This is a genomic window from Vibrio sp. AK197, assembly GCF_053903115.1.
Map to the genome: position 1 here is coordinate 720,119 of NZ_CP096429.1, position 20,305 is coordinate 740,423.

At 45.9% G+C, this 20,305-nt stretch carries 16 protein-coding genes and 1 tRNA gene; 10 read left to right on the top strand and 7 right to left on the bottom strand.

What is annotated here, in order from left to right; translation table 11 throughout:
• Positions 1–126 precede the first annotated feature (126 nt).
• The 3 genes from M1D72_RS03250 (at position 127) to M1D72_RS03260 (ending at position 3,408) form a co-directional block, all read left to right on the top strand.
• The gene (locus M1D72_RS03250) at positions 127–2,115 is read left to right on the top strand and encodes a methyl-accepting chemotaxis protein (protein ID WP_456295553.1); all 1,989 of its coding nucleotides are present in this window, start codon (positions 127–129) and stop codon (positions 2,113–2,115) included.
• A gap of 104 nt (positions 2,116–2,219) precedes the next feature.
• Positions 2,220–3,161 carry a ketopantoate reductase family protein gene (locus M1D72_RS03255; RefSeq protein ID WP_456295554.1) on the top strand — a complete coding sequence of 314 codons (942 nt, stop codon included), beginning with the start codon at positions 2,220–2,222 and terminating at the stop codon, positions 3,159–3,161.
• 172 nt (positions 3,162–3,333) lie between these two features.
• Positions 3,334–3,408, top strand: a tRNA-Gly gene (locus tag M1D72_RS03260).
• Between the two features lie 137 nt (positions 3,409–3,545).
• On the opposite strand, the gene codA is transcribed toward M1D72_RS03260, so the two are convergent.
• From codA to M1D72_RS03285, 5 genes are all read right to left on the bottom strand, one after another.
• A complete protein-coding gene (gene codA / locus M1D72_RS03265) occupies positions 3,546–4,787 on the bottom strand; it encodes a cytosine deaminase (RefSeq protein ID WP_456295555.1) in 1,242 nt (413 codons plus the stop codon).
• Positions 4,774–5,979, bottom strand: a complete 1,206-nt coding sequence (locus M1D72_RS03270; RefSeq protein WP_456295556.1) for a PucR family transcriptional regulator — start codon at positions 5,977–5,979, stop codon at positions 4,774–4,776. Before M1D72_RS03270 ends, codA begins: the two co-directional genes overlap by 14 nt.
• 4 nt (positions 5,980–5,983) lie before the next feature.
• Positions 5,984–7,240, bottom strand: coding sequence for a cytosine permease (gene codB, locus M1D72_RS03275; RefSeq protein WP_456295557.1), 1,257 nt, complete (start codon positions 7,238–7,240; stop codon positions 5,984–5,986).
• A 257-nt stretch (positions 7,241–7,497) separates the two neighbouring features.
• Positions 7,498–8,718: an ammonium transporter gene (locus M1D72_RS03280; protein ID WP_456295558.1), complete on the bottom strand. Its 1,221-nt coding sequence runs from the start codon at positions 8,716–8,718 to the stop codon at positions 7,498–7,500.
• Positions 8,719–9,114: 396 nt separating this feature from the next.
• Positions 9,115–10,023 carry a choline sulfate utilization transcriptional regulator gene (locus M1D72_RS03285; RefSeq protein WP_390195213.1) on the bottom strand — a complete coding sequence of 303 codons (909 nt, stop codon included), beginning with the start codon at positions 10,021–10,023 and terminating at the stop codon, positions 9,115–9,117.
• 137 nt (positions 10,024–10,160) lie between these two features.
• Here M1D72_RS03285 and betC point away from each other — a divergent pair, with 137 nt between their 5' ends.
• The 4 genes from betC to M1D72_RS03305 are packed head-to-tail and all read left to right on the top strand — an operon-like array spanning position 10,161 to position 15,145.
• Complete coding sequence (betC, locus tag M1D72_RS03290) at positions 10,161–11,684, top strand: choline-sulfatase (RefSeq protein WP_456295559.1); 1,524 nt, start codon at positions 10,161–10,163, stop codon at positions 11,682–11,684.
• Between the two features lie 47 nt (positions 11,685–11,731).
• Positions 11,732–12,688 (top strand): choline ABC transporter substrate-binding protein, encoded by a 957-nt coding sequence (gene choX, locus M1D72_RS03295; protein ID WP_456295560.1) that lies wholly within the window; start codon positions 11,732–11,734, stop codon positions 12,686–12,688.
• Positions 12,689–12,746: 58 nt separating this feature from the next.
• The gene (locus tag M1D72_RS03300; protein ID WP_456295561.1) at positions 12,747–14,462 is read left to right on the top strand and encodes a SulP family inorganic anion transporter; all 1,716 of its coding nucleotides are present in this window, start codon (positions 12,747–12,749) and stop codon (positions 14,460–14,462) included.
• Between the two features lie 56 nt (positions 14,463–14,518).
• A complete protein-coding gene (locus M1D72_RS03305) occupies positions 14,519–15,145 on the top strand; it encodes a LysE family translocator (RefSeq protein ID WP_456295562.1) in 627 nt (208 codons plus the stop codon).
• On the opposite strand, the gene pncB is transcribed toward M1D72_RS03305, so the two are convergent.
• Positions 15,142–16,449, bottom strand: coding sequence for a nicotinate phosphoribosyltransferase (gene pncB, locus M1D72_RS03310; protein WP_456295563.1), 1,308 nt, complete (start codon positions 16,447–16,449; stop codon positions 15,142–15,144). The genes M1D72_RS03305 and pncB overlap by 4 nt on opposite strands.
• Before the next feature lie 285 nt (positions 16,450–16,734).
• Between pncB and M1D72_RS03315 the strand changes: the two genes are divergently transcribed.
• The 3 genes from M1D72_RS03315 (at position 16,735) to M1D72_RS03325 (ending at position 19,249) form a co-directional block, all read left to right on the top strand.
• Positions 16,735–17,451: an NUDIX domain-containing protein gene (locus M1D72_RS03315; RefSeq protein ID WP_456295564.1), complete on the top strand. Its 717-nt coding sequence runs from the start codon at positions 16,735–16,737 to the stop codon at positions 17,449–17,451.
• A gap of 35 nt (positions 17,452–17,486) precedes the next feature.
• Positions 17,487–18,773, top strand: a complete 1,287-nt coding sequence (locus M1D72_RS03320) for a hypothetical protein (RefSeq protein WP_456295565.1) — start codon at positions 17,487–17,489, stop codon at positions 18,771–18,773.
• 134 nt (positions 18,774–18,907) lie between these two features.
• Positions 18,908–19,249 carry a hypothetical protein gene (locus M1D72_RS03325; RefSeq protein ID WP_456295566.1) on the top strand — a complete coding sequence of 114 codons (342 nt, stop codon included), beginning with the start codon at positions 18,908–18,910 and terminating at the stop codon, positions 19,247–19,249.
• Between the two features lie 57 nt (positions 19,250–19,306).
• On the opposite strand, the gene M1D72_RS03330 is transcribed toward M1D72_RS03325, so the two are convergent.
• Positions 19,307–20,272: a helix-turn-helix transcriptional regulator gene (locus tag M1D72_RS03330; RefSeq protein WP_456295567.1), complete on the bottom strand. Its 966-nt coding sequence runs from the start codon at positions 20,270–20,272 to the stop codon at positions 19,307–19,309.
• Between the last annotated feature and the right edge of the window lie 33 nt (positions 20,273–20,305).

The following is a 20,305-nucleotide window of genomic DNA, read 5'->3' on the forward strand; positions in this document are numbered from 1 at the left end:
CCGTTCATATCATCTGAGATTGTCGCGCTAAAAAGCAAAAAATATTTATCATTTTCATCTACATATATTCAACAAAAGGTCGATTACCTATATATTGAGTGAGACATAAATAAAGGAGTTAAAAGGATGAGACTCTCGATATCTAGGAAGCTACAGTTAAGTTTTCTGTCGCTTGCGGTACTTTTTATCGTTTCTGCGTCATTTATCTATAAAAGCGTGACGATCGTTGAAAAACATACCGGGTCGTTGATTCAAACGGATCTGCCGACCGTCGATACCAGTCGTTCATTTCAGCAATCGATTCAAGAGACATTATCACTATTACGCTCGTATCTATTACTCGGCGACCCCGGGGAATTAGAACATTTGAATCGCGTTGTGCAGACCACTGAAGCGTCTTTACCAACACTCAATACGTTGTTGAGTGAAGAGAGCTTCATTGAGGTCGAGCAGCAATGGGAACAAGTAAAAGCGCTTGCAATACAAACGGCGAAGCTCAGTCAAGATGAAGGGAATCTGCCTGCCCATGCGTTGTTTATTAACGAAGCAGCGCCAATTGCCGAAGTGGCGCTTGATCAATTGCAAGGGCTTATCAATGCCGAGTCGAGCAATAAGGAAGGTGGTGAGCGTAAGCGCCTGTTTCGCCTCTATGCCGACAGCTACACCTCGTTAGCCAATGCGTTGTCATCAATGCGAGATTACTTGCAATATGGTCATCAATCACATTTAGACAAATACCATGATTTTTTGAAATCCCATGCCAAATACATTAAAGAAATTGAAGAAAAGCAATCATTGATGACAAGCGATGACCAAGGATTGTGGTCTCTATTTAAAGATATGGAAGCGCTGTATTTTCCGTTGGAAAAACAAGTGATTGAACTTCGTCAATCTTCTGGATGGAATTTAGCAAACCAAAAGATGGCGAGAGAACTGCTGCCTGCTATTACCCAACTTCAGCGCACCTTTGATAGCCAAGTTGCCACCCAGCAAGAGAAAGCCAAGCGCAGTGGCGAAGGCATTTTCTTGTCATTACAGAACGTCAGCACATTATTAGTGGGATCAGTGATCGTATTGTTTATCGCCGCAGTGGTAGCTTCGCATTTAATTGGCAAAAGTATTGGTGAGCGAGTCGCGAAGTTATCGCAGCGTGCGAAGCAGATTGCGTCAGGGGATATATCAGAGCCGGCACTCGCCGTTAAAGGGCAAGATGAACTGGCGAGCTTGACCGTATCGATCAATCAAATGAACCAGTCGTTAGCGAATATTGTGCAGGGCGTGACATTAAAGGCCAATACCGTGAATGACAGTATGGGCAGTTTGGTGACGGCGAATCAGACCACAACCAGCCAATTGAGCGAGCAAAAAGTCGCGCTCGAGTTAGCTGGGCATCACTTGGCTGACGTAGCGCAATCTGCTGACCAAACGGCGGAGCGTGCTGAAGAGTCTTCAGCAGTGTTGACCGAGTCAAAGCAACAGTTGGCCAACGGCAGCGAAGCACTGAATAGTAATCGAGATGTGATTCAAAACTTGCACCGAGCTATAGAGCAAGCGAGTCAGAAAGTGAATGATCTGAGTCGCGAGAGCCAAGCAATTGGTCAAGTCACAGAGGTGATCCAAGGCGTTGCAGAACAAACCAACTTATTGGCACTGAATGCAGCGATTGAAGCGGCGCGAGCCGGAGAACTTGGTCGCGGGTTTGCTGTCGTGGCTGATGAAGTGCGTTTGCTGGCGTCACGCACCAGTCAATCGACCTCCGAAATTACGGACATTATTACCGCGATTCAGTTGGCAACGTCATCCGTGGTGACGGAAATTGAAGATAGCCTTATGCTCGCAGAGCAAGGCGCGCAGCTAACTGAGCAAACGGTGGAAACGCTGTCTTTGACGTCGCAACAAATTGAAGTGTTAGGCGAGCAAATGGCTGGCTTGACGCAGGCAGCTCATCAGCAATCCTCTGCCACTCAAGCCATTAATCAAGAGATGAACAAGGTCACTCAAACCATTGATGAAGTGACGATGCTCGCTCACAGCTCCAACCAAACCACAGAGCAAGTCCGCAGCCAAGTGACCGATTTAACCCAAGAAATGGCGCATTTTAACGTCGCATCTTAATCGCTATGCAGAGAAAAAAGAGGGCTAAAGCCCTCTTTTTTAGTTCTAGACATCACCGGGTTTACGCCTTAACGTGAACTCTTTATTGTCGGCAAGGAAGTAAGATGAACATAGCAATAATTGGTGCTGGGGGGATTGGCTGCTATTACGGTGCACGAATGGTCAGTGCCGGTCATAAGGTGAGCTTTATCGCGCGAGGCGCCCATTTGAAGGCGATGCAAACCGATGGCTTAGTGGTTCGGCATGAGGATTTCCAGTTTTCTCAAGCGGTGGACGCGTTGTCATTACAGCAGCTGTTATCGACACGTCAGTGCAGAGAGTTTGACCTGATTATTCTGGCGACCAAAAGTGGCACGACACAACAGACGATTGAACAGATGAAACCATGGATTCTCGCTGGTGAAGCGCCGGTATTGTCGATCCAAAATGGCGTCATGAACGAAGTTACAATTGATAAGCTGCTTGGAAGGCACCGAACACTGGGCGGTTTAGCCGTTTTGATCGGAGGGCATATTGTAGAGCCCGGATTGGTTGAAGTTGCGGGTGCTTCCCATATCGAGCTTGGCGCTTGGCCGACTTGTCAAGAGAACGCATTTTCGCAATCACAATTAAACCAATGGGTTGCGGCGTTGAATCAAGCGGGTATTCCAACCACCAATTTTGATGATATCCAATATGCTTTGTGGCGTAAGCTCATCATCAATAATGGGGTTAACCCGCTGTCGGCGCTCACTTGGCTGGATACGCAGTCGCTGCTTAATGATTCGACCTTAAGTGAAAATGTGTACCAAATGATGATTGAAACGGCGCGCGCCGCTAATCAGGCGGGAGTACAGATTGCGGCGTCTGATGTGGATGATATGTTCAAACTGATCAAAGGATTTGACGCAATCAAAACGTCAATGTTGGTAGACCGTGAAAAAGGACGTCCGATGGAAATCGATGATATTTGTGGCCCGGTGATTCATTATTGTCAGCAAAGCGGTGAGCCTGCCACAATCACAGAGTTGATTGCCTGCACATTAAAATACAGTGCGCAGCACTAAACCAAAAGATGAAGTATGCACGTCGTAGGCTCTTTATTGATAAAGGTGAGAGGCTAATAATTAAGCATTTGAATTCATTTTGATTGTTATCTGTACGAACAGACCGAAAATGATAAAAAAGTGCTTTTCTTTTCAAATGGCTGTGGCATATTAATAAGCGTCCCACGACGAAGCGTACTTCGTATAATGGCTATTACCTCAGCCTTCCAAGCTGATGATGCGGGTTCGATTCCCGCAGTACGCTCCAATCTCTTTCTAAGATTTTCTTGCATTTTCCCTGTTCGTTTTTCTATCGCGCCCAATCATTGGGTGACAGTTTGTTTGGCGTGTTAGCACATTTAAACCCACTCCAAATTAGTCTGCTTTGAAGCGGGTTTTAAAGCCTTATAATATTGGCGTTTTGGTGATAGAGGCCGGTTGGCGCTCAACCAAAATTTCTCCGCCGCGAACAGAGTACAACACATCCGCTTGTTCACGAATGACCTCAACATCATCGCAACCATTCAAAATGATAAAATTGGCGGGTTTGCCTATCTCAATACCATAATGCTGCTGAATGTTCATGACTTTGGCGCCATTATCGGTAATAAAGTCGAGCGCCACTTTAAAGTCGTCGTAACCCATCATATGACAGGCGTGAAGTGCAAAATCGACTTGGCGCAGCAAGCGACCGTTCCCTAAGCTGTACCAAGGATCTTGGATAGAATCTTGTGCCAGCGCGACATTAATACCAGCATTGCGCAACTCTTTGACTCGCGTGATACCGCGTCGTTTGGGGAAGTTGTCAAACCGACCTTGTAAATGGGTATTTTCTGTTGGGCAGGAGACGAAATTAATGCCAGACATCTTCAGTAATCGAAAAAGTTTCGAGCAGTAGGCGTTGTTGTATGAGTGCATCGCGACAGTATGGCTGGCGGTCACTTTATCTCCCATTCCCGTCTCCAATGCTGCGGTAGCGAGCACTTCCAAAAAGCGTGAGTTGCCATCGTCGATTTCATCACAGTGAACATCAACCAGTTTGTTGTGTGACTTTGCCAATTCCATCACCCAGCGCATCGACTCAACACCGTATTCACGCGTAAATTCGAAGTGGGGGATTCCGCCCACCACATCTGCGCCAATATCGAGTGCTTGTTGCATTAATTGCTTGCCATTGGGGTAAGACAAAATACCTTCCTGAGGAAAGGCGACCACCTGCAAATCCAGGTAGGGGGCGAGGCGCTGCTTGAGTGGTACAATGGCTTTTAACGCCGTAAGGCTTGGATCGGTGACATCGACATGAGTACGAATATGCTGGACGCCATTTTCTATCAGTAAACTGGCTGCTTTTAAGACCCGTGACTGAACATCTTGCTCACTGAGCAGCTGTTTACGCTCGGCCCAGCACTCGATCCCCTCAAACAATGTGCCGCTCTTGTTCCAGCGTGGTTCTCCCGCGGTTAACACCGCATCGAGATGAATGTGAGGTTCAATAAACGGTGCGCAGAGTAACTTTTGCTTCGCATCGATATCGCAGGGCTCGTCACAATGGCCTGATTGTGGTGTTATCTGGGTGAATACGCCGTTATCACACTCGAGAGTAAATAGCGTTTCCTGATGTCTGAGACGAGCATTAATAATTTTCATAATCATCCTTGTATGGTGTTTGATTCGGGGTGAGGAACGGCTCCATCATAAGCGCATTTTGAATCGCCAGTCGGTGAGTGGGATCATTGATTAACTGCCCGGTTAACGTTTCAAAGCGGCTTAAACGAGAGGTGATGGTATTACGATGCACTCCGAGGGTGGCAGCGGTCTTGCGAAGACTGCCTAATTGAGAAAAATACGTGAGCAGCGTGTGCTTTATTGTGACAAGGTCACGTTTTTCTGTGTGAAAGAGTGGACCCAAATAGCGCGAACAAAAGTCGTACTTTATGCTGTCATCGTCAATGGCGGCAAAAATCTGCTGTAACCCCAACGCTCTATAATGATAAATCGGCTGATTAGGGTATTTAGCGGCAAATTCAGCGCATTGTTTCGCCTGATATCCCAAACGATTTAGTTGAGTCAAATTCGCGCCATCGCTTATGCCGATAGCCACTGGCATTGCTTGGTTTAGGAGTTGAGTATGTAGCGCGTGCCATATGCTTTTGGGGCCGTGCTGAGTGTGGCTCAAGTTGTTGGTCGGAATGACCAGTATCCAGCCGCCACGATAGTCAGTGACAGGGAATCGACTGTCATAACGCACTAGCCATTCGCGCAGAATATAAATATATCGATGACTGTCTTTTGCGGTGTGGTGTTCATCAAGAGGAAGCACCATTGTGACAGTCAGCGGCACATCATCACTTAATGCTAATTCTTTGGCTTGGGCCAAAGCCATAGGCTGGAGCGTGGTATTGCTCTCTAATAGCTGCTGGATAAACCATTGCTTAGAGCGCTGGGCAAAGCCATCTTGAATAATGGCGTTTGATAAACGCTCGGTAACGGTGACCATAGGAAGCGAGTAGGGCTGTTCAAGCAGTGGCATCAGAGCCTGTTCACAGAGCTGTATCCACCTTGGTGGTAAAAACGGAATATGCTTTGAGCCAGTTAAAACCACTATCGCTGAGGCATGGCATTCATTGGCAACGTCGATCAGTTGTTGAAATTCATCATCATCCCATTGGCGATTAATACCCGTGACGAACAACACTTCTCCGCCTTTTAGCCACGGCTTTAACTGCGAATCTTCTGCCACATAGGGCCAACGAATGGCCCTTTTTGTTGTGTCACTTTGGGTTTTGATGACCATTGACTCAAGCTGGTCAATGGATGGGAGATCAAAGACCGTCAGCATAGGATTAGCTCACTTTGGCTGCTTGTTTATGGCTTGCGGTGATCGTAACCAACAGCATATAACTGGCGGCAGCAGCGATCATGCCAACGATCGGCGGCATCCAAGGAGATAGGTACGCGGTGAGCGAGCCAATGAAATACGCCGCCAACCCGCAATAATCAAACGTGGGTAGAGAGATGTCATTAAGCTTTGGTGGCGCAGCGCGGTGGACAAACCAGAAGTTAGCCATGATCACGGCACCAATAGGTGGAATAAAGGTACCGAGAAGCACTAAGAAAGGAATGAGCAAATTGTACATGCCAAAAATCGCGAGCAGAGTGCCAATACCTGCGCCGACAATCGTGATTAGCTTACGTTGCTTGGTGCGAAATAAATTACAACCCGCGGCGGCGAAGTTATAAATCGTATTGTCTTGCGTGGTCCAAATATTGGCAAATAACATTAAGATTGCCGTGACCATAAATCCTTGAGCGACCAGTACGTCAACGATATCCGCTTGTTGATAAATCATAGCGCCAAAGGCACCGATAAACACCATTAGACCGTTCCCGATAAAAAATGCCGCTAACGTCGCTAGTACCGCGATACGACCTGTTTTTGAAAAACGGCTCCAGTTAGTCGCTTGTGTGCCACCGCTGATAAAGGTTCCGATGACAACCGTAATGGCTGCGCTGTATTGCATGCTATCGGTCGGCTCCAGGCCGATGAGTGCGACCATCCCACCGACATCGACGAGGCCTTGATAAAAACTGATCGCGATAAACACAAGCATCAAAGGCACCGAAATCTTAGAAAGCAGTTCCATGGCGCGGAACCCGATTGACGCAGTGATACAAAAGCCAAATCCAAAGATAATCATCAATGGAATTTGCCAGCTTTCGCTGATATTGAGCAGTGTGGTGAGCACAATCGCAATGGTGGCAACGCCCCAGGCATACCAGCCAATTTGCGTAAAACCCAGCACGAAGTCTGACAGTTTACTGCCATGCTCGCCAAAGCAATAACGTCCGAGTAGGACTGTATTAAGTCCGGTTTTATAGGCGATGTAACCCAGCGCTGCGGCGTAGATACCGAGTAAAAGGTTACCAATAACAATAATGCCCATCAGTTCATTTAAGTTAAACGCCGTACCTAAACTTCCTCCTGCCCACATTGTCGCGGTAAAAAAAGTAAATCCGAGTAATACCGCAGCCATAGATATCAAGCCTTTGCGGCTTTCTTCCGGCACTTCACTGAGCGGATAGTCGTTGTTTCCTTGCATCGTGTTCGTCCTTTATTAAGAGTCTCAGTCCCCTAAACAATGTTTGTGCCATGTTTTAAAAATTAGAAATTGGGCATGTGGTACAACCAAATGGGTTTTATGTGTACCAAGAGCTAGGTGGTGCGATACAGCAGCTTAGACCTTGATGTATTGAAGTGCATGGCGCGTTATTTTGGTGCAGTATGACCACGCTGGCTTGGAGAGCAAAAGTAAGCGCTAAATAAAAAGGGTTTGGAAAATCCAAACCCTTTTTATGGTTACTCGTCACTCATTGAGCTTATCTGGTGAATAGAGAGATCCGCGCCGTTATATTCTTCTTCCTCAGAGAGTCGAAGACCTGTTAACCTATGCAGGCTACCGTAAACAATCGCTCCTCCGATTAGGGCAATAGCAATCCCCGTCAAGGTCCCCATCAGTTGCACAATAAAGCTCACACCGCCCAATCCGCCTAATGCGGTTTGTCCAAATATGCCTGCTGCAACTCCCCCCCATGCACCGCACACGCCATGCAGAGGCCACACACCTAATACGTCATCAATTTTGGTCTTGTTTTGTAAGTGCGTAAATAGCCATACAAAGAGAACACCCGCGACCACCCCTGTGACTAATGCGCCTAGTGGATGCATGAGATCGGAGCCTGCACATACCGCAACTAATCCTGCTAGCGGTCCGTTATGGATAAAACCAGGGTCGTTTTTACCTGCGATCAACGCGGCGATAATACCGCCTACCATTGCCATTAACGAGTTCATGGCAACTAAGCCACTAATACCATTAAGCGTTTGTGCTGACATAACATTAAATCCGAACCAGCCAACACACAGAATCCATGCGCCGAGAGCTAAGAATGGAATGTTAGAAGGCGCAAAGTTAGTGTGTTTACCAGCACGAATTCGTCCGTTACGCATTCCAAGGAAAATCACCGCGACCAAGGCAATCCAACCGCCCACACCATGGACAACGACCGAGCCGGCGAAATCATGGAACGCATAGCCAAACTGAGATTCAAACCAAGCTTGTAAACCAAAGTTACCGTTCCAAATCATGCCTTCAAACAGTGGGTAGACAAGGCCAACAGTGAAAAACGTCGCGATGAGAATCGGATAAAACCGCGCGCGTTCGGCGATGCCACCTGAAACAATGGCAGGGATCGCGGCGGCAAAAGTCAGTAAGAAGAAAAACTTGACGAGTTCATAACCGTTACCTTGAGACAGGGTGGCAGCATCGGCAAAAAAGTTTGCGCCATAGGCAATCCAATAACCGAAGAAGAAGTAAGCGATGGTAGAGATACCGAAATCGGTCAAAATTTTTACGAGTGCGTTAACCTGATTCTTTTTACGCACGGTCCCCACTTCTAAAAAGGCGAAGCCAGCGTGCATTAAAAAGACCATGATGGCGCCAAGCAGTAGAAAAAGTGTATCGGAACTTTGGGTCAGGGTTTGTACAGCTCCTTGTACCTGACTTACGGTGTCATTCATTCTCGTTAAACTCCATTAGAAATAATTATCGCACTGATACGGTGCTGAATTTATCTTAGGTTCACCAATTTGGTGATTTTTATAATTTGTTGCTCTAACAGCAATAACTATTCCAAAATTAAAAAAGGAGATTAATTTATATTTAAATAATTACTTTTCAATAACTTAATGTCATGTTGCTTCATTGTTAAATCAAATTTTTATTAAATTAAAGCACCTTTAAGGTGCAATTTGTGCACTCAAAATGATCGCTAGGCACTGTTTTTGGGCAAAGCTTTTAGGTAGTGACATAAAGAGGGCACTATACTGAGGCACGATAAGTCAGGGCTACTGAACGTATCGAGGCGGCGCTTCCCATAAGCTATTTACAGTCAGCACTCCGAAAATGCTTACGAGTTATAACGCCGCGGACTGACTCTTCATCCATGACAGGAAATGCGCAACATGTTCATTGGGGGCGTGCCCAGAGCCAGTGACAATGTAATAACCATGGTCGGTACTGACACTGAACTGCTTCAGTGCAACCAGCACACCGCTGTCAATAAAATTATCGAGTAGCGGTGACCATCCTAAGGCGACGCCTTGACCTGCGATAGCGGCTTGAGCGACTAAGGTATAGTTATCTAACTCCATTAATGAGTCCGGTGGTGTCCAGCGCCGTCCATGAGAGGTAAATAACGTTTCCCAGTCGATCCATTTTTGACCGAGGTCAGCATTGAGCTTGAGTAACGGTGCGTGGCTTAATTGTTCAATGGTGGTGAATCCAGCATAGTGCTCAAGTAATTTCGGACTGCATACCGGATAGACTGTTTCTGATAACAGCTTTTCGCTGTTGTAACCTTGGTAATGCCCATCCCCGAATAAAATGGCGATATCGGCTTCGGTTGAAACGAGGTCAATGGCTGATTGCGAGGTTTGAATTCGAATGTCGATCTCTGGATGCAGTCGTCGAAATTCTGCCAGTTTTGGCATCAACCAATAAGATGCAAATGCAAAGTCAGTGGCGAAGTTAATTCGAGGTGACTGTTTGTTTTGCATTATTTTTTGCAAAACTTTACGTAAATCTCCCAAGCTTTGCTGTGTCGTTTCCAGTAGCACATGGCCGTCGTCTGTCAGGGTAACCCCTCGATAAATTCGCTCAAATAGAGCGACACCAAGCTCCTTCTCTAATCCTCGAATTTGCTGGCTGACCGCAGGCTGAGTGGTGCCTAACTCTCGCGCTGCGGCAGTAAAACTGAGCAGCCTTGCACTGGCTTCAAATACCACTAAGGCTTGTAAGGGTAAATGGTCGTTTTTGGATAACATAAGCTTAACTTATCCCATACATAAGTTTTCAGTTAGTTTACATCCCAAATTTCAAAGTGCAAGGTAATGGCTCACGAGATATTTACACTTTTAACATCAGCCGTACTTATTGTTGGTCAAATCCACAGGGAGGAAAAATGTCCATTAAACAGCCCAATATTCTTTTTATTATGGCCGACCAAATGGCAGCCAATTCGTTGCCAATTTATGGGCATCCGGTTGTCAAAACGCCACATTTGGACAGTATCGCTAAAGAGGGCGTTGTGTTTGATTCCGCGTATTGTAATAGTCCACTGTGTGCGCCGTCTCGTTACGTATTGATGACCGGTCAATTACCGAGCATGATTGGCGCGTATGATAACGCCGCCGATTTTCCAGCGGATATTCCAACCTTTGCTCACTACTTGCGAGCTCAAAATTACAAGACCGCGCTTTCCGGCAAAATGCATTTCTGTGGACCTGACCAGTTGCATGGCTTCGAGCAGCGACTCACCACCGATATTTACCCTGCTGATTATGGTTGGTTCCCTAACTGGGATGATCTAAGTAGCAAGCCGACCTGGTACCACAATATGTCTTCAGTGACTCAGGCGGGTCCTTGTGTCCGGAGCAACCAGCTCGATTTTGATGATGAAGTGGTGTTTCATGCTCAGCGCTACTTATACGATCATGTGCGTCAAGGTGATGACCGACCTTTTTGCTTAACGGTATCCATGACCCATCCTCATGACCCTTATGCGATTCCAGAAGAGTATTGGAACCGCTATGACAATGACGAAATAGATTTACCAAAAGTGAGCATTGCACGCGAAGAGCAAGACCCACACTCGCTGCGTTTACAAGACGTGTATGGCTACTATGACCAACCGATTGGCGAACAAGATATCCGTAATGCCCGCCGCGCTTACTACGGGGCGATCAGCTATGTAGACGACAAGATTGGAATGCTGCTAAAAGCGCTAAAAGAGACCGGGTTGGATGACAACACCATTATTGTCTTTTCTGGCGATCATGGCGATATGCTCGGTGAACGTAACTTATGGTACAAGATGTCGTTCTTTGAAGGTTCAACACGCGTTCCGATGATTGTTCACTATCCAAAGCGCTATCAACCGAAACGCGTGAAAGAATCGGTTTCTACTATGGACTTACTACCGACATTTATGGAAATGGTGACAGAGCAACCAGTCAGTGATTTACCGATGCCGATTCAAGGTCGCAGCTTAATTCCTCATTTGACCGACGGCATTAATGCGCATGATGAAGTGATTGGTGAATACTTTGGCGAAGGCGCCATTGCGCCAGTATTCATGATTCGACGTGGGCGCTACAAATATATCCATTGTCACATCGACCCAGACCAACTGTTTGATTTAGAGTCCGATCCATTTGAGCTGGTTAATCTCGCCAATGACCCTACTTATGCCGATGTCGCCGGTTCATTTCGCACCGAAGCCCTGAAACGTTGGGATTCTCACCAACTAACTCAAGATGTTTTAGTCAGTCAGCGCCGCCGACGTTTAGTGGTGAAAGCCATGGAGAACGGTAAAAAGCTGGCGTGGGATCATCAGCCGATTTTTGATAGTAGCGAAATGTATATGCGTAATCACATTGATCTTGATGATCTTGAGGCACGTTCTCGGTTCCCAAAACCGGAATAATGTCAGTCATCACGTAAAGGAAATAACCACGATAACAGGAGCAATTCATGTCTTTTCGATTAAGTAAGCCGTCTTGGCTTGGTGCGCTTTGTGCCACCACGCTGTTTATGTCCAGTCATTGGGCCGCTGCTGCTGAGCCGGCTCAATGTAAAAAAGTCACATTAAGTGATCCTGGCTGGACGGATATCGGTGCTACCAACGGCGTTGTGACGACGTTGCTTGAAGGGCTTGGGTATGACACCCAAGTTTATTTGCTCGGTGTTCCGGTGGGCTTTGAAAGTCTCAAAAACGGCGAAATAGATGCGTTTATGGGAAATTGGATGCCAGCGCAAAAAGGCTTTATCGAAAAGTATCAAAATGATATTGATGTTGTGCGTACTAATTTAGAAGGGGTGAAGTTTACCCTAGCAGTACCAAGTTATGTCTATGAGCAAGGCGTTAAGGATTTCAGTGATTTAAATCAGTTTGCGGATGATTTTCGTGAGCGTATTTATGGCATCGCTCCCGGGGCGCCAGCGAATGATAACTTGCAGAAAATGATCGATAGCAACGATTTTAATCTGCAAGATTGGCAATTGGTCGAGTCTGGTGAGCAGGGAATGCTCTCAGAAGTTGATCGAGCTATCCGCCGCAATAAATTTATTGTGTTTTTAGGCTGGGAGCCGCATCCGATGAACGTCAATCATGATATCAAATACCTAAGCGGCGGCGATAAGTACTTTGGGCCGAATTACGGTGGTGCCACGATTCATACATTAACGCGTAAAGGTTATGCTGATGAATGTGGTAATGTTGCTAAGCTGCTGACTAATCTAAAATTTACGCTCACGATGGAAAATGAAGTGATTGATTCAGCGTCGGGTAAGGGGGCGGGGCAAGCCAAACAAGCTGCGAAAGAATGGATTCAATCGCACCCACAAGTGCTTGATTCATGGCTTGACGGTGTTACAACCTATCATGGCGAGCCTGGTGAACCAGCAGTGAAACAATCACTCGGTATCTAATCGTCGTTAGTTAAAAATGGAAATATTAAGTTAAAAAGGTGGTGCCGCGTTGAAGGCGATGAAAATCTGGTTTCCTTGGTTAGGGCATGTCACGCCGACCACTTTTCGCGCCGATATTCTCGCGGCACTGACAGGGGCATCTCTTGCGATTCCGCAAGGTGTTGCCTTTGCGACTATTGCGGGATTACCGCCTGAGTATGGTTTTTACTGCGCATTGGTCGCGCCAGTCATCGCGATTGTACTGGGCTCTTCTTGGCATATGGTATGTGGGCCGACAACGGCGATCTCGGCGTTACTCTTTAGCGCGTTACAAAGTGATTTTGCTGTAGGGAGCGCTGAATTCATTCAAGCGGCGATTACCTTAACGTTTATTGCCGGTTTAGTGCAGGTTGCGTTAGGTATTGCCCGTCTTGGCAGTGTGACACATTTTGTGTCACATGCTGTGATGGCGGGTTTTATCACGGGCGCAGCGATTTTGATTATTCTAAGCCAAGTTAAGTATGCCTTAGCCATTGACTTGCCCAGACCAGAGCAGTTTATTGACTACCTACAGTTGCTGCCCGCTCAATTGATGCATACTGACTATTACGCGCTGGCGGTAACTGGTGTGACGCTCATTAGCGCAATCATCATTAAGAAAATCCATGCGGCACTGCCACATTATCTTATCGCCTTAGTGCTCGGTTCGTTAATCGGTGCTTATTTTCAGTCTCAAGGTGCCGATTTAGTCACTGTTGGCCGTTTACCTGGGGTAATTCCACCGTTTTCTACGCCTAATTTGAGTGTGCCTTTGATTCAACAAATCGCGCCTGGTGCGGTAGCTATCGCGTTTGTAGGCCTACTTGAAGCCGCTTCTATCGCAAAAGCCATCAGTTTGAAAACCGAGCAGAAGCTGGATGCAAACCGAGAGTTTATCGGCCAGGGGTTATCAAATGTTGTCGGCAGTTTCTTTTCTTCTTATATGAGTTCAGGCTCGTTTACCCGCAGTGGTGTCAATGTTGAATCCGGCGCAAAAACACCCCTCGCGGTGATATTTATGTCGCTGTTTTTATTTATTATTTTACAAACCATTGCGCCTCTGTTTGCTCATCTTCCGCTCAGTGCCATGGCAAGTATTATTATCTTGGTCGGTTGGCGACTGATTGCCTTTGAGGAGATTAGATTCTATCTTCGGCGCAGTAAAACGGAAACGGCGATTGCGGCGACAACCTTATTTGGTACCTTGCTGGTAAGTTTAGAGTTTGGTTTATACGCAGGTATCGGGCTATCGTTGGCGCTGTTTCTGAAACAGTCGATTAAGCCAACGGTACGAATTCTCGCGCCTATGAAGACCGAGCAAGGCACCTATTTTCATAATACCAAACGCTTTAACTTAACCACTTGCCCTCAAATTCACTTTATTAGTTTGGACGGACCGGTGTTTTTTGGGGCCGTTGACTATCTTGAAAAGCGTTTTGAACACATTCAGCAACATGATGATAAATCGCACTGGATTGTTCTTGGGATCGGGATTTCAGATATTGATATGCATGGTAGCCATATGCTGACCGAGGTGGTGCATAGTAAGCAGCGCAGCAATGGTAAAGCACATTTTGTGGTGCGTTCGTTTTGGAAGCGCCAACGACTGGAGACGTTTGGTTTTATTCATCAGGTTGGTGAAAACAATGTCTATCCGGCTAAAGGGATCGCGATAAAAGAAGTGGTCCCACAATTAGACCAATCGATTTGCCAACATTGTGATAAAAAGATATTTGCGGAGTGTCCAGGTAAGTAAACCGCAGGTGTAACGTATTTAGGGTCAATATCCAATCTATACCAAGGAAGGCAATAATGGACTACGGGGTATATGTTTTAGTGTGCTTGGCGGCGGTTGTTGCGCCGGGCCCAGCGGTTCTTTTAGCGGTACAAAACGCGTTAACTGAAGGAATGAAAGGGGCATTGGTTGGGATTGCTGGCAACATAAGCGCCATGCTACTACTCGCGATGTTGTCAGCGTCCGGGCTAAGCGCGCTTTTGCTGGCGTCGGACACGCTGTTTCAGGGGGTTAAATTCGTCGGTGGTGCGTACTTGATTTATCTTGGGTTTTGCTCACTAAAGAGAGCGAAAAAGCCGGAACACCGGCTAGTAGAAACACAGAATACCGCAAAGGTTCACTCACAATTCAGACGCTTATACACCCAAGCATTTTTGGTGGGTGTGAGTAACCCCAAAGCTATCGCCTTTTATGCTGCGCTGTTTCCTCAATTTATTGATGTTAGTCAGCCACTAGGACTACAGCTATCAGTGCTTGCGACGACGTTTGCCTTGTGCTCTTGTACAGTATTAGCGGAGTACGCATTGCTCGCTCGCCACTTTAGGCACTATCTGTTACGGCCAAAAATAAGCCAGCGATTTCATCAAATCACTGGCGGAATATTTATCGGGTTTGGAAGTAGCTTGCTGTTAACGTCACGCTAAGCCGCAGAGATGTATTGACGCTTTTGGTTTTTTTGCTTGTCTAATTCATCAAGCAATGCATCCATGTCCAACTCAATATTAAAGCGGCGCTTTAAATTGGCGAGGAAGATTGGATCTTCACACATCGCTTTTTCAGGCTCGTCACTGATTTTCGCCACAGGGCGTCCATTACATTCAGTCAGCTTAATGACGATAGACAAAGGTTGATAAGTTTTGCCTTGAGCATTTTTCCACCCACCGAGGTCATTGGTTAAAAAGGTGCCGATACCAAAGGAAATGTTGACTCGTCCTGCAAAATACTCACACAAGTTAAGCGCTTCATCGAAATTTAAGCCATCAGAGAAAATGAACAGCTTGGTGTTTGGATCAATGCCCAAGCTTTCATAGTGGGCGATCATCCGGTCTCCCCAACGATATGGGTCACCAGAGTCATGCCGAATACCATCAAACGCTTTGGCAAGGTGCGTGTTGAAGTCATTAATAAAAGCGTCGGCATTGAGCGTATCAGTTGGTGCGATGGCCAATTGCCCGTCAAACACACGCAGCCACTGCTCAAGCGCGATCTTCTGCGAATCTCCAACATTGACTAAGGCTTGGTGGGCCATGAACCATTCATGAGCGATTGTCCCAATCGGCTTTAATCCGAACTCACGAGCAAAGTGATAGTTACTGGTACCGAGCAAGAGTTCTGGCATCGTCTGTTTCAGATGAGCCATCACATCACGCTGAACTTGGCCCGAGAAGCGGCGGCGAGTGCCCATTTCTGTTAATGAGAAATTATTAATCCCACGTTCTTTGAGTGCTTGTTTGAGCGCAGTCACCTTGTTATCCAGAATGTCGACTGGAAGGTGAGCGGGGACATCTTGCCAGTGGCGACGGCTTCGTACTTCAGAAAGAATCGACATAACGATGGTTTCGTAAAGAATCGTATCGCGCCATGTACCTTGAATACCGATCCGCAGCTGGGATTTGTTGTCATGTTTAATGACGCCAAACTCAACTTGATGCTCAGGCTGAAAATGAAAATAGCGTAATGACTGAAGAAAAGAAGGCTGCAGATAGGGTGATGCTTTCTCCAAATAAAGGATATCGGCATCAGAGAAGCGCAAAGAGGCAAGTTTCATTACTTCCTCTCGCACGTCATCAAGTAATGTGCTGACGTCCTCATCGCTACGTACAATCAATTCATAACGTACCTGAACGTCAGGATACAGCGAGTGAATCGCTTGCATCATGGTGATTTTATACGCGTCCAAATCAAGTAAGCTACGAATCATGCTTGGTGAGAATAGACTGGCGCTCATAAGCCTTTCCTTCAAATCAAAAACTACGTTAGTAACATTTCGTTCCTAACTTTTCGGTAAAATTAATCCACTACGTTTAATTTGTCAACGACTGTGATATAGATCAATTTGATAAATTGCTTATGAGACAAGGTAACACCTGAATAAGAAACGATATTAAGCCACCAACTACTCCAAACGCTTGTATGGTTGATGTCATGAAGGTTAATAACAATTTGTGATTTTCAATTGACCACAAAACCGAGCTTACCTAGAATGGCGGCATAACATCGTAAGGAATTCACTATGATAGTCACTATTGATCTCGTCTGTTTACGTTTAGACGAAGAGGGGATCAAAGCCTTATTAATTAAACGCAGCAATCCAGATCGGCCCGATTGCGGAAAATGGGCTCTGCCTGGTGGGCTGGTTTATGATGAAGACATGACTGCGCAAGGCGGAGAGCCCGCTGATGAGGATTTTGATTCCGCGCGCCGCCGCATTTGCCGCGAAAAAATTCATACTTACCCCAACTTTATTAGTGACCCTCTGGTTGACGGTAACCCAAAGCGCGACCCAGACGGGTGGAGCGTGAGTATTTCTCACTATGCGTTGCTTAATCCTGCGAATGTTCAGCAAATCAGTAATGCGGGAATGAGCGAACAGCGCGCCAATTGGTTTAACTTGGCGGATGTTCTCGCGGGAAAGTTTGATTTGGCGTTTGACCATGTTGCTCAAGTTAACCACGCATGGAAAAAACTCAGTGCGGCCGTGGAATACACTTCCGTTGTCCTGTTTTCATTAGATAAAGAATTTTTGGTCGCTGATATCATCGACGCTTATGCCAAATTTGGAGTGGAAGTTAATCGAATGACCGTCAAGCGTCGCCTGATTGATACAGGTGTTATTGTCAGCGCAAATAAAATGGCCGCCTCGTGTAAGGGCAAGGGAGGTAAACCCGCGACGGTTTATCAACTTGCCAGTGAGCAAGTTTCTTATTTTCAAACCTGTTTGCGTAAGTAACACGCATTCGACAACCAACATGGACTGTGGTGATTATGGGGCTAAAAGGTGTTTTTAGTGGCTGGCTGCTATTTCTCGGATTAATTCTTTCGCTTGTAGCTGGATTCACACATTGGATCCCAGGCTATTATGCAGGAATACCAATTTGGATTGCCTCTTTTCTGTTTTTTCCTGATGTGCGACCAGCGCAAAAAAAGCAGATCATCGTCCTGCTGGCGTTGGGAGGAACCGGCCTTTTCTATGGCGCTTTTCATGGTATTGAGCATCAGTTCTTTATTCGCGCGTTAGCCGCCAACCAAGTTGTTGTCTATATGTTGATTGCCGTAGGGTTCTTGCGTCTATTTGCGGTCGATGAAATGCGTCAACAAGAACGTTTGCCCCAAGGCAAATGGGCCATCATTCGGACTTTGTTTGGCGCCCATTTATTTGGTGCCGTGCTGAATATGTCTTCAGTGGTTATTGTTGGAGATAAACTGGCGAGCAACGGAAAATTGGTCCCGACACAAGGCTTAATGTTGTTACGCGCTTTCTCGATTTGCGCTTTTTGGTCGCCATTTTTTGCTGCAATGGGTTTAACCTTGGTGAGCGCACCGGGTGCACAGCTCTCAACATTGGTCTTATTTGGCATTCCCGTCAGTATCGTCGCTCTGCTTCTCAGTGCTTGGCAGCTCGCCAAACGCCCGGATGTCGAACAATTATTGGGTTATCCCATCACTTTGTATTCGTTATGGATGCCGGCATTACTGGCGGTGATTGTTATGGCTTCTCACCATTTTTGGCCTAAAATCAGTGTGTTGTCTTTAGTTAGCTTGATATCGCTGGCATTTATTGGTTTGTGGATGTCAATCGCACAGGGCCGAATCGGAATACGAAAAATTCGCCATCATATCGATGGCGGGATTGCCAGTTCGCGAGGAGAAGTGGTTCTATTCTCGGCTGCAGCATTATTGGCATCCGGTGTTGCGGCGTTGCTCAGCTCTCTCAACATTGATTTAGCGCCTGCTGACTTCGGTGCTTTCGAAGCGGGTATGACCGTTATTGCTTTGGTGGTTTTAGCGATGACAGGTATGCACCCGGTCACCAGTGTGGTGCTGGCTGGCAGTATACTCTCTCCCAATGCGTCTGACCCAGATCTACTTGGGTTGGCGTTGCTTATGGGTTGGTCTCTGGGCATCACGTTATCACCGTTTTCAGGTATTCAGCTTAGTATTCAATCTCGTTACGCAATTTCAGCAAAGACGCTGTTAGCACTCAATTGGCGTTATATTTTGGTGATGCTCGTCGTCTGTTTGCTGATGCTTTGGCTGTATACCTGCGTTTAGAGAGTTTGAAGTAAAGTCGCAAGCTACGGTTTCAAGATGAGAGATTGATGTAAAAAGTTGCGGCTTGTGATGGTGCGCACTTTTCAGGCTAGGTAGTTTGAAGTCTTGGTTTAATCCGGAGTTATCTCTTTAATATGAAACTCATCCACGGAGTGGCGATTATTGCCGTTCTTGCCCTTAGCGGCTGCTCAGCGGTTCCAACCTGGGACGAATTCTCTAAAGCTTCTCAACCCGAAAGACTGTGTTCTCGCTCTCAAAAAAGCGATGAATGTCAGATTGAAAAAATGGCGTTTCAGCGCGCTAATCAGCTATGCCAACACGATAGTGACCCGAGTTACTGTTTCACTATGGCGAAATATGGCTGGGACAATAAAAAGTATCTACTTGCTCAAACTGGTGAGCCATTAACAGAGGAGACGGTGAAAGAATTTACCGTGCTATGTGGGCTTAAGCAGAATGCACCTTTCCCCTGCTGACAGACTGAATCTCAATCATAGAGTTGACGCGGTGTTCGAACGTAACACCGCGGCATTCTAATTTATTTGAGATTTTACTTTGCGGTAGTTAAGTGGCGCCATCCCCATATTGGTATAAAAGAAACGAGAGAATGCGCTGGACGAGCCAAACCCGGTGCGATCGCTAATTTCTTGAACACTGCAACGAGAATGTAATAAAAAGTGCAATGACATATCCAAGCGAACTGATTTTAAAAGCGCTGAAAATGTTGTATTTTCTTGAGATAGTTTTCTATATAAAGTCCATCGGCTAATATTAACTTCAGAGCATACTGAGTTTAATAAATTAGATTCGTTACTCGGTCTGTTTTTCTCAACTTTATCTCTAATTATTGTTTTTATGATTGTAGAAAAATAGTTTTTTTGTCCTATTTCAAAACCAATGCCTATTAACGCCGAACGCTGAATTTTAATGATATTTGGATTATATATTTGTGAGCGTTTTTTTACCTGGTGGTTTAAAAAATACATATCGTTATACGGGCTGTTCCAAATGACTTTTGTGTTAAATACTTCTTCATAAATACTCTTCTTTAGTACTGGATTTCCTGTTAACTTAATTTCAACTGATAAATTTGGGTCGATAATTTTTGCCATTCCATAAAGATTAATAAAGTTGGCTAAGGCGGAATAACTGGTTTTATGACTAATGAATTCGTCGGTATAGCGTAGCCGAGTATACTGCTGTTCCGATTGGCAGGTGAGCTCATCACAACTGCCGACAATAAACCTAAACTCAAGGTAACGTGTTAATAGTTCAAAGATTGATTCGCTGTTTATGCAGTAGCTGACCAGCTCAGGGAACGAGGCATAGAACCCTGCTAATATTTTGGCAGGGTCTTGCATCAGTTCGGTCAGCATGAGCTGGCGATGGTCTTTATAGAGGAGAACCATTAATTTTCCATAAGGATCTTTATCTATTCTTCCATGGTGAAGTGCCAGTTCATATTCAGAGATATGACAGGTACTTTTTAGTTGATCCACATCTTTACCTTGCTCGGATAAAGATTTGAATAT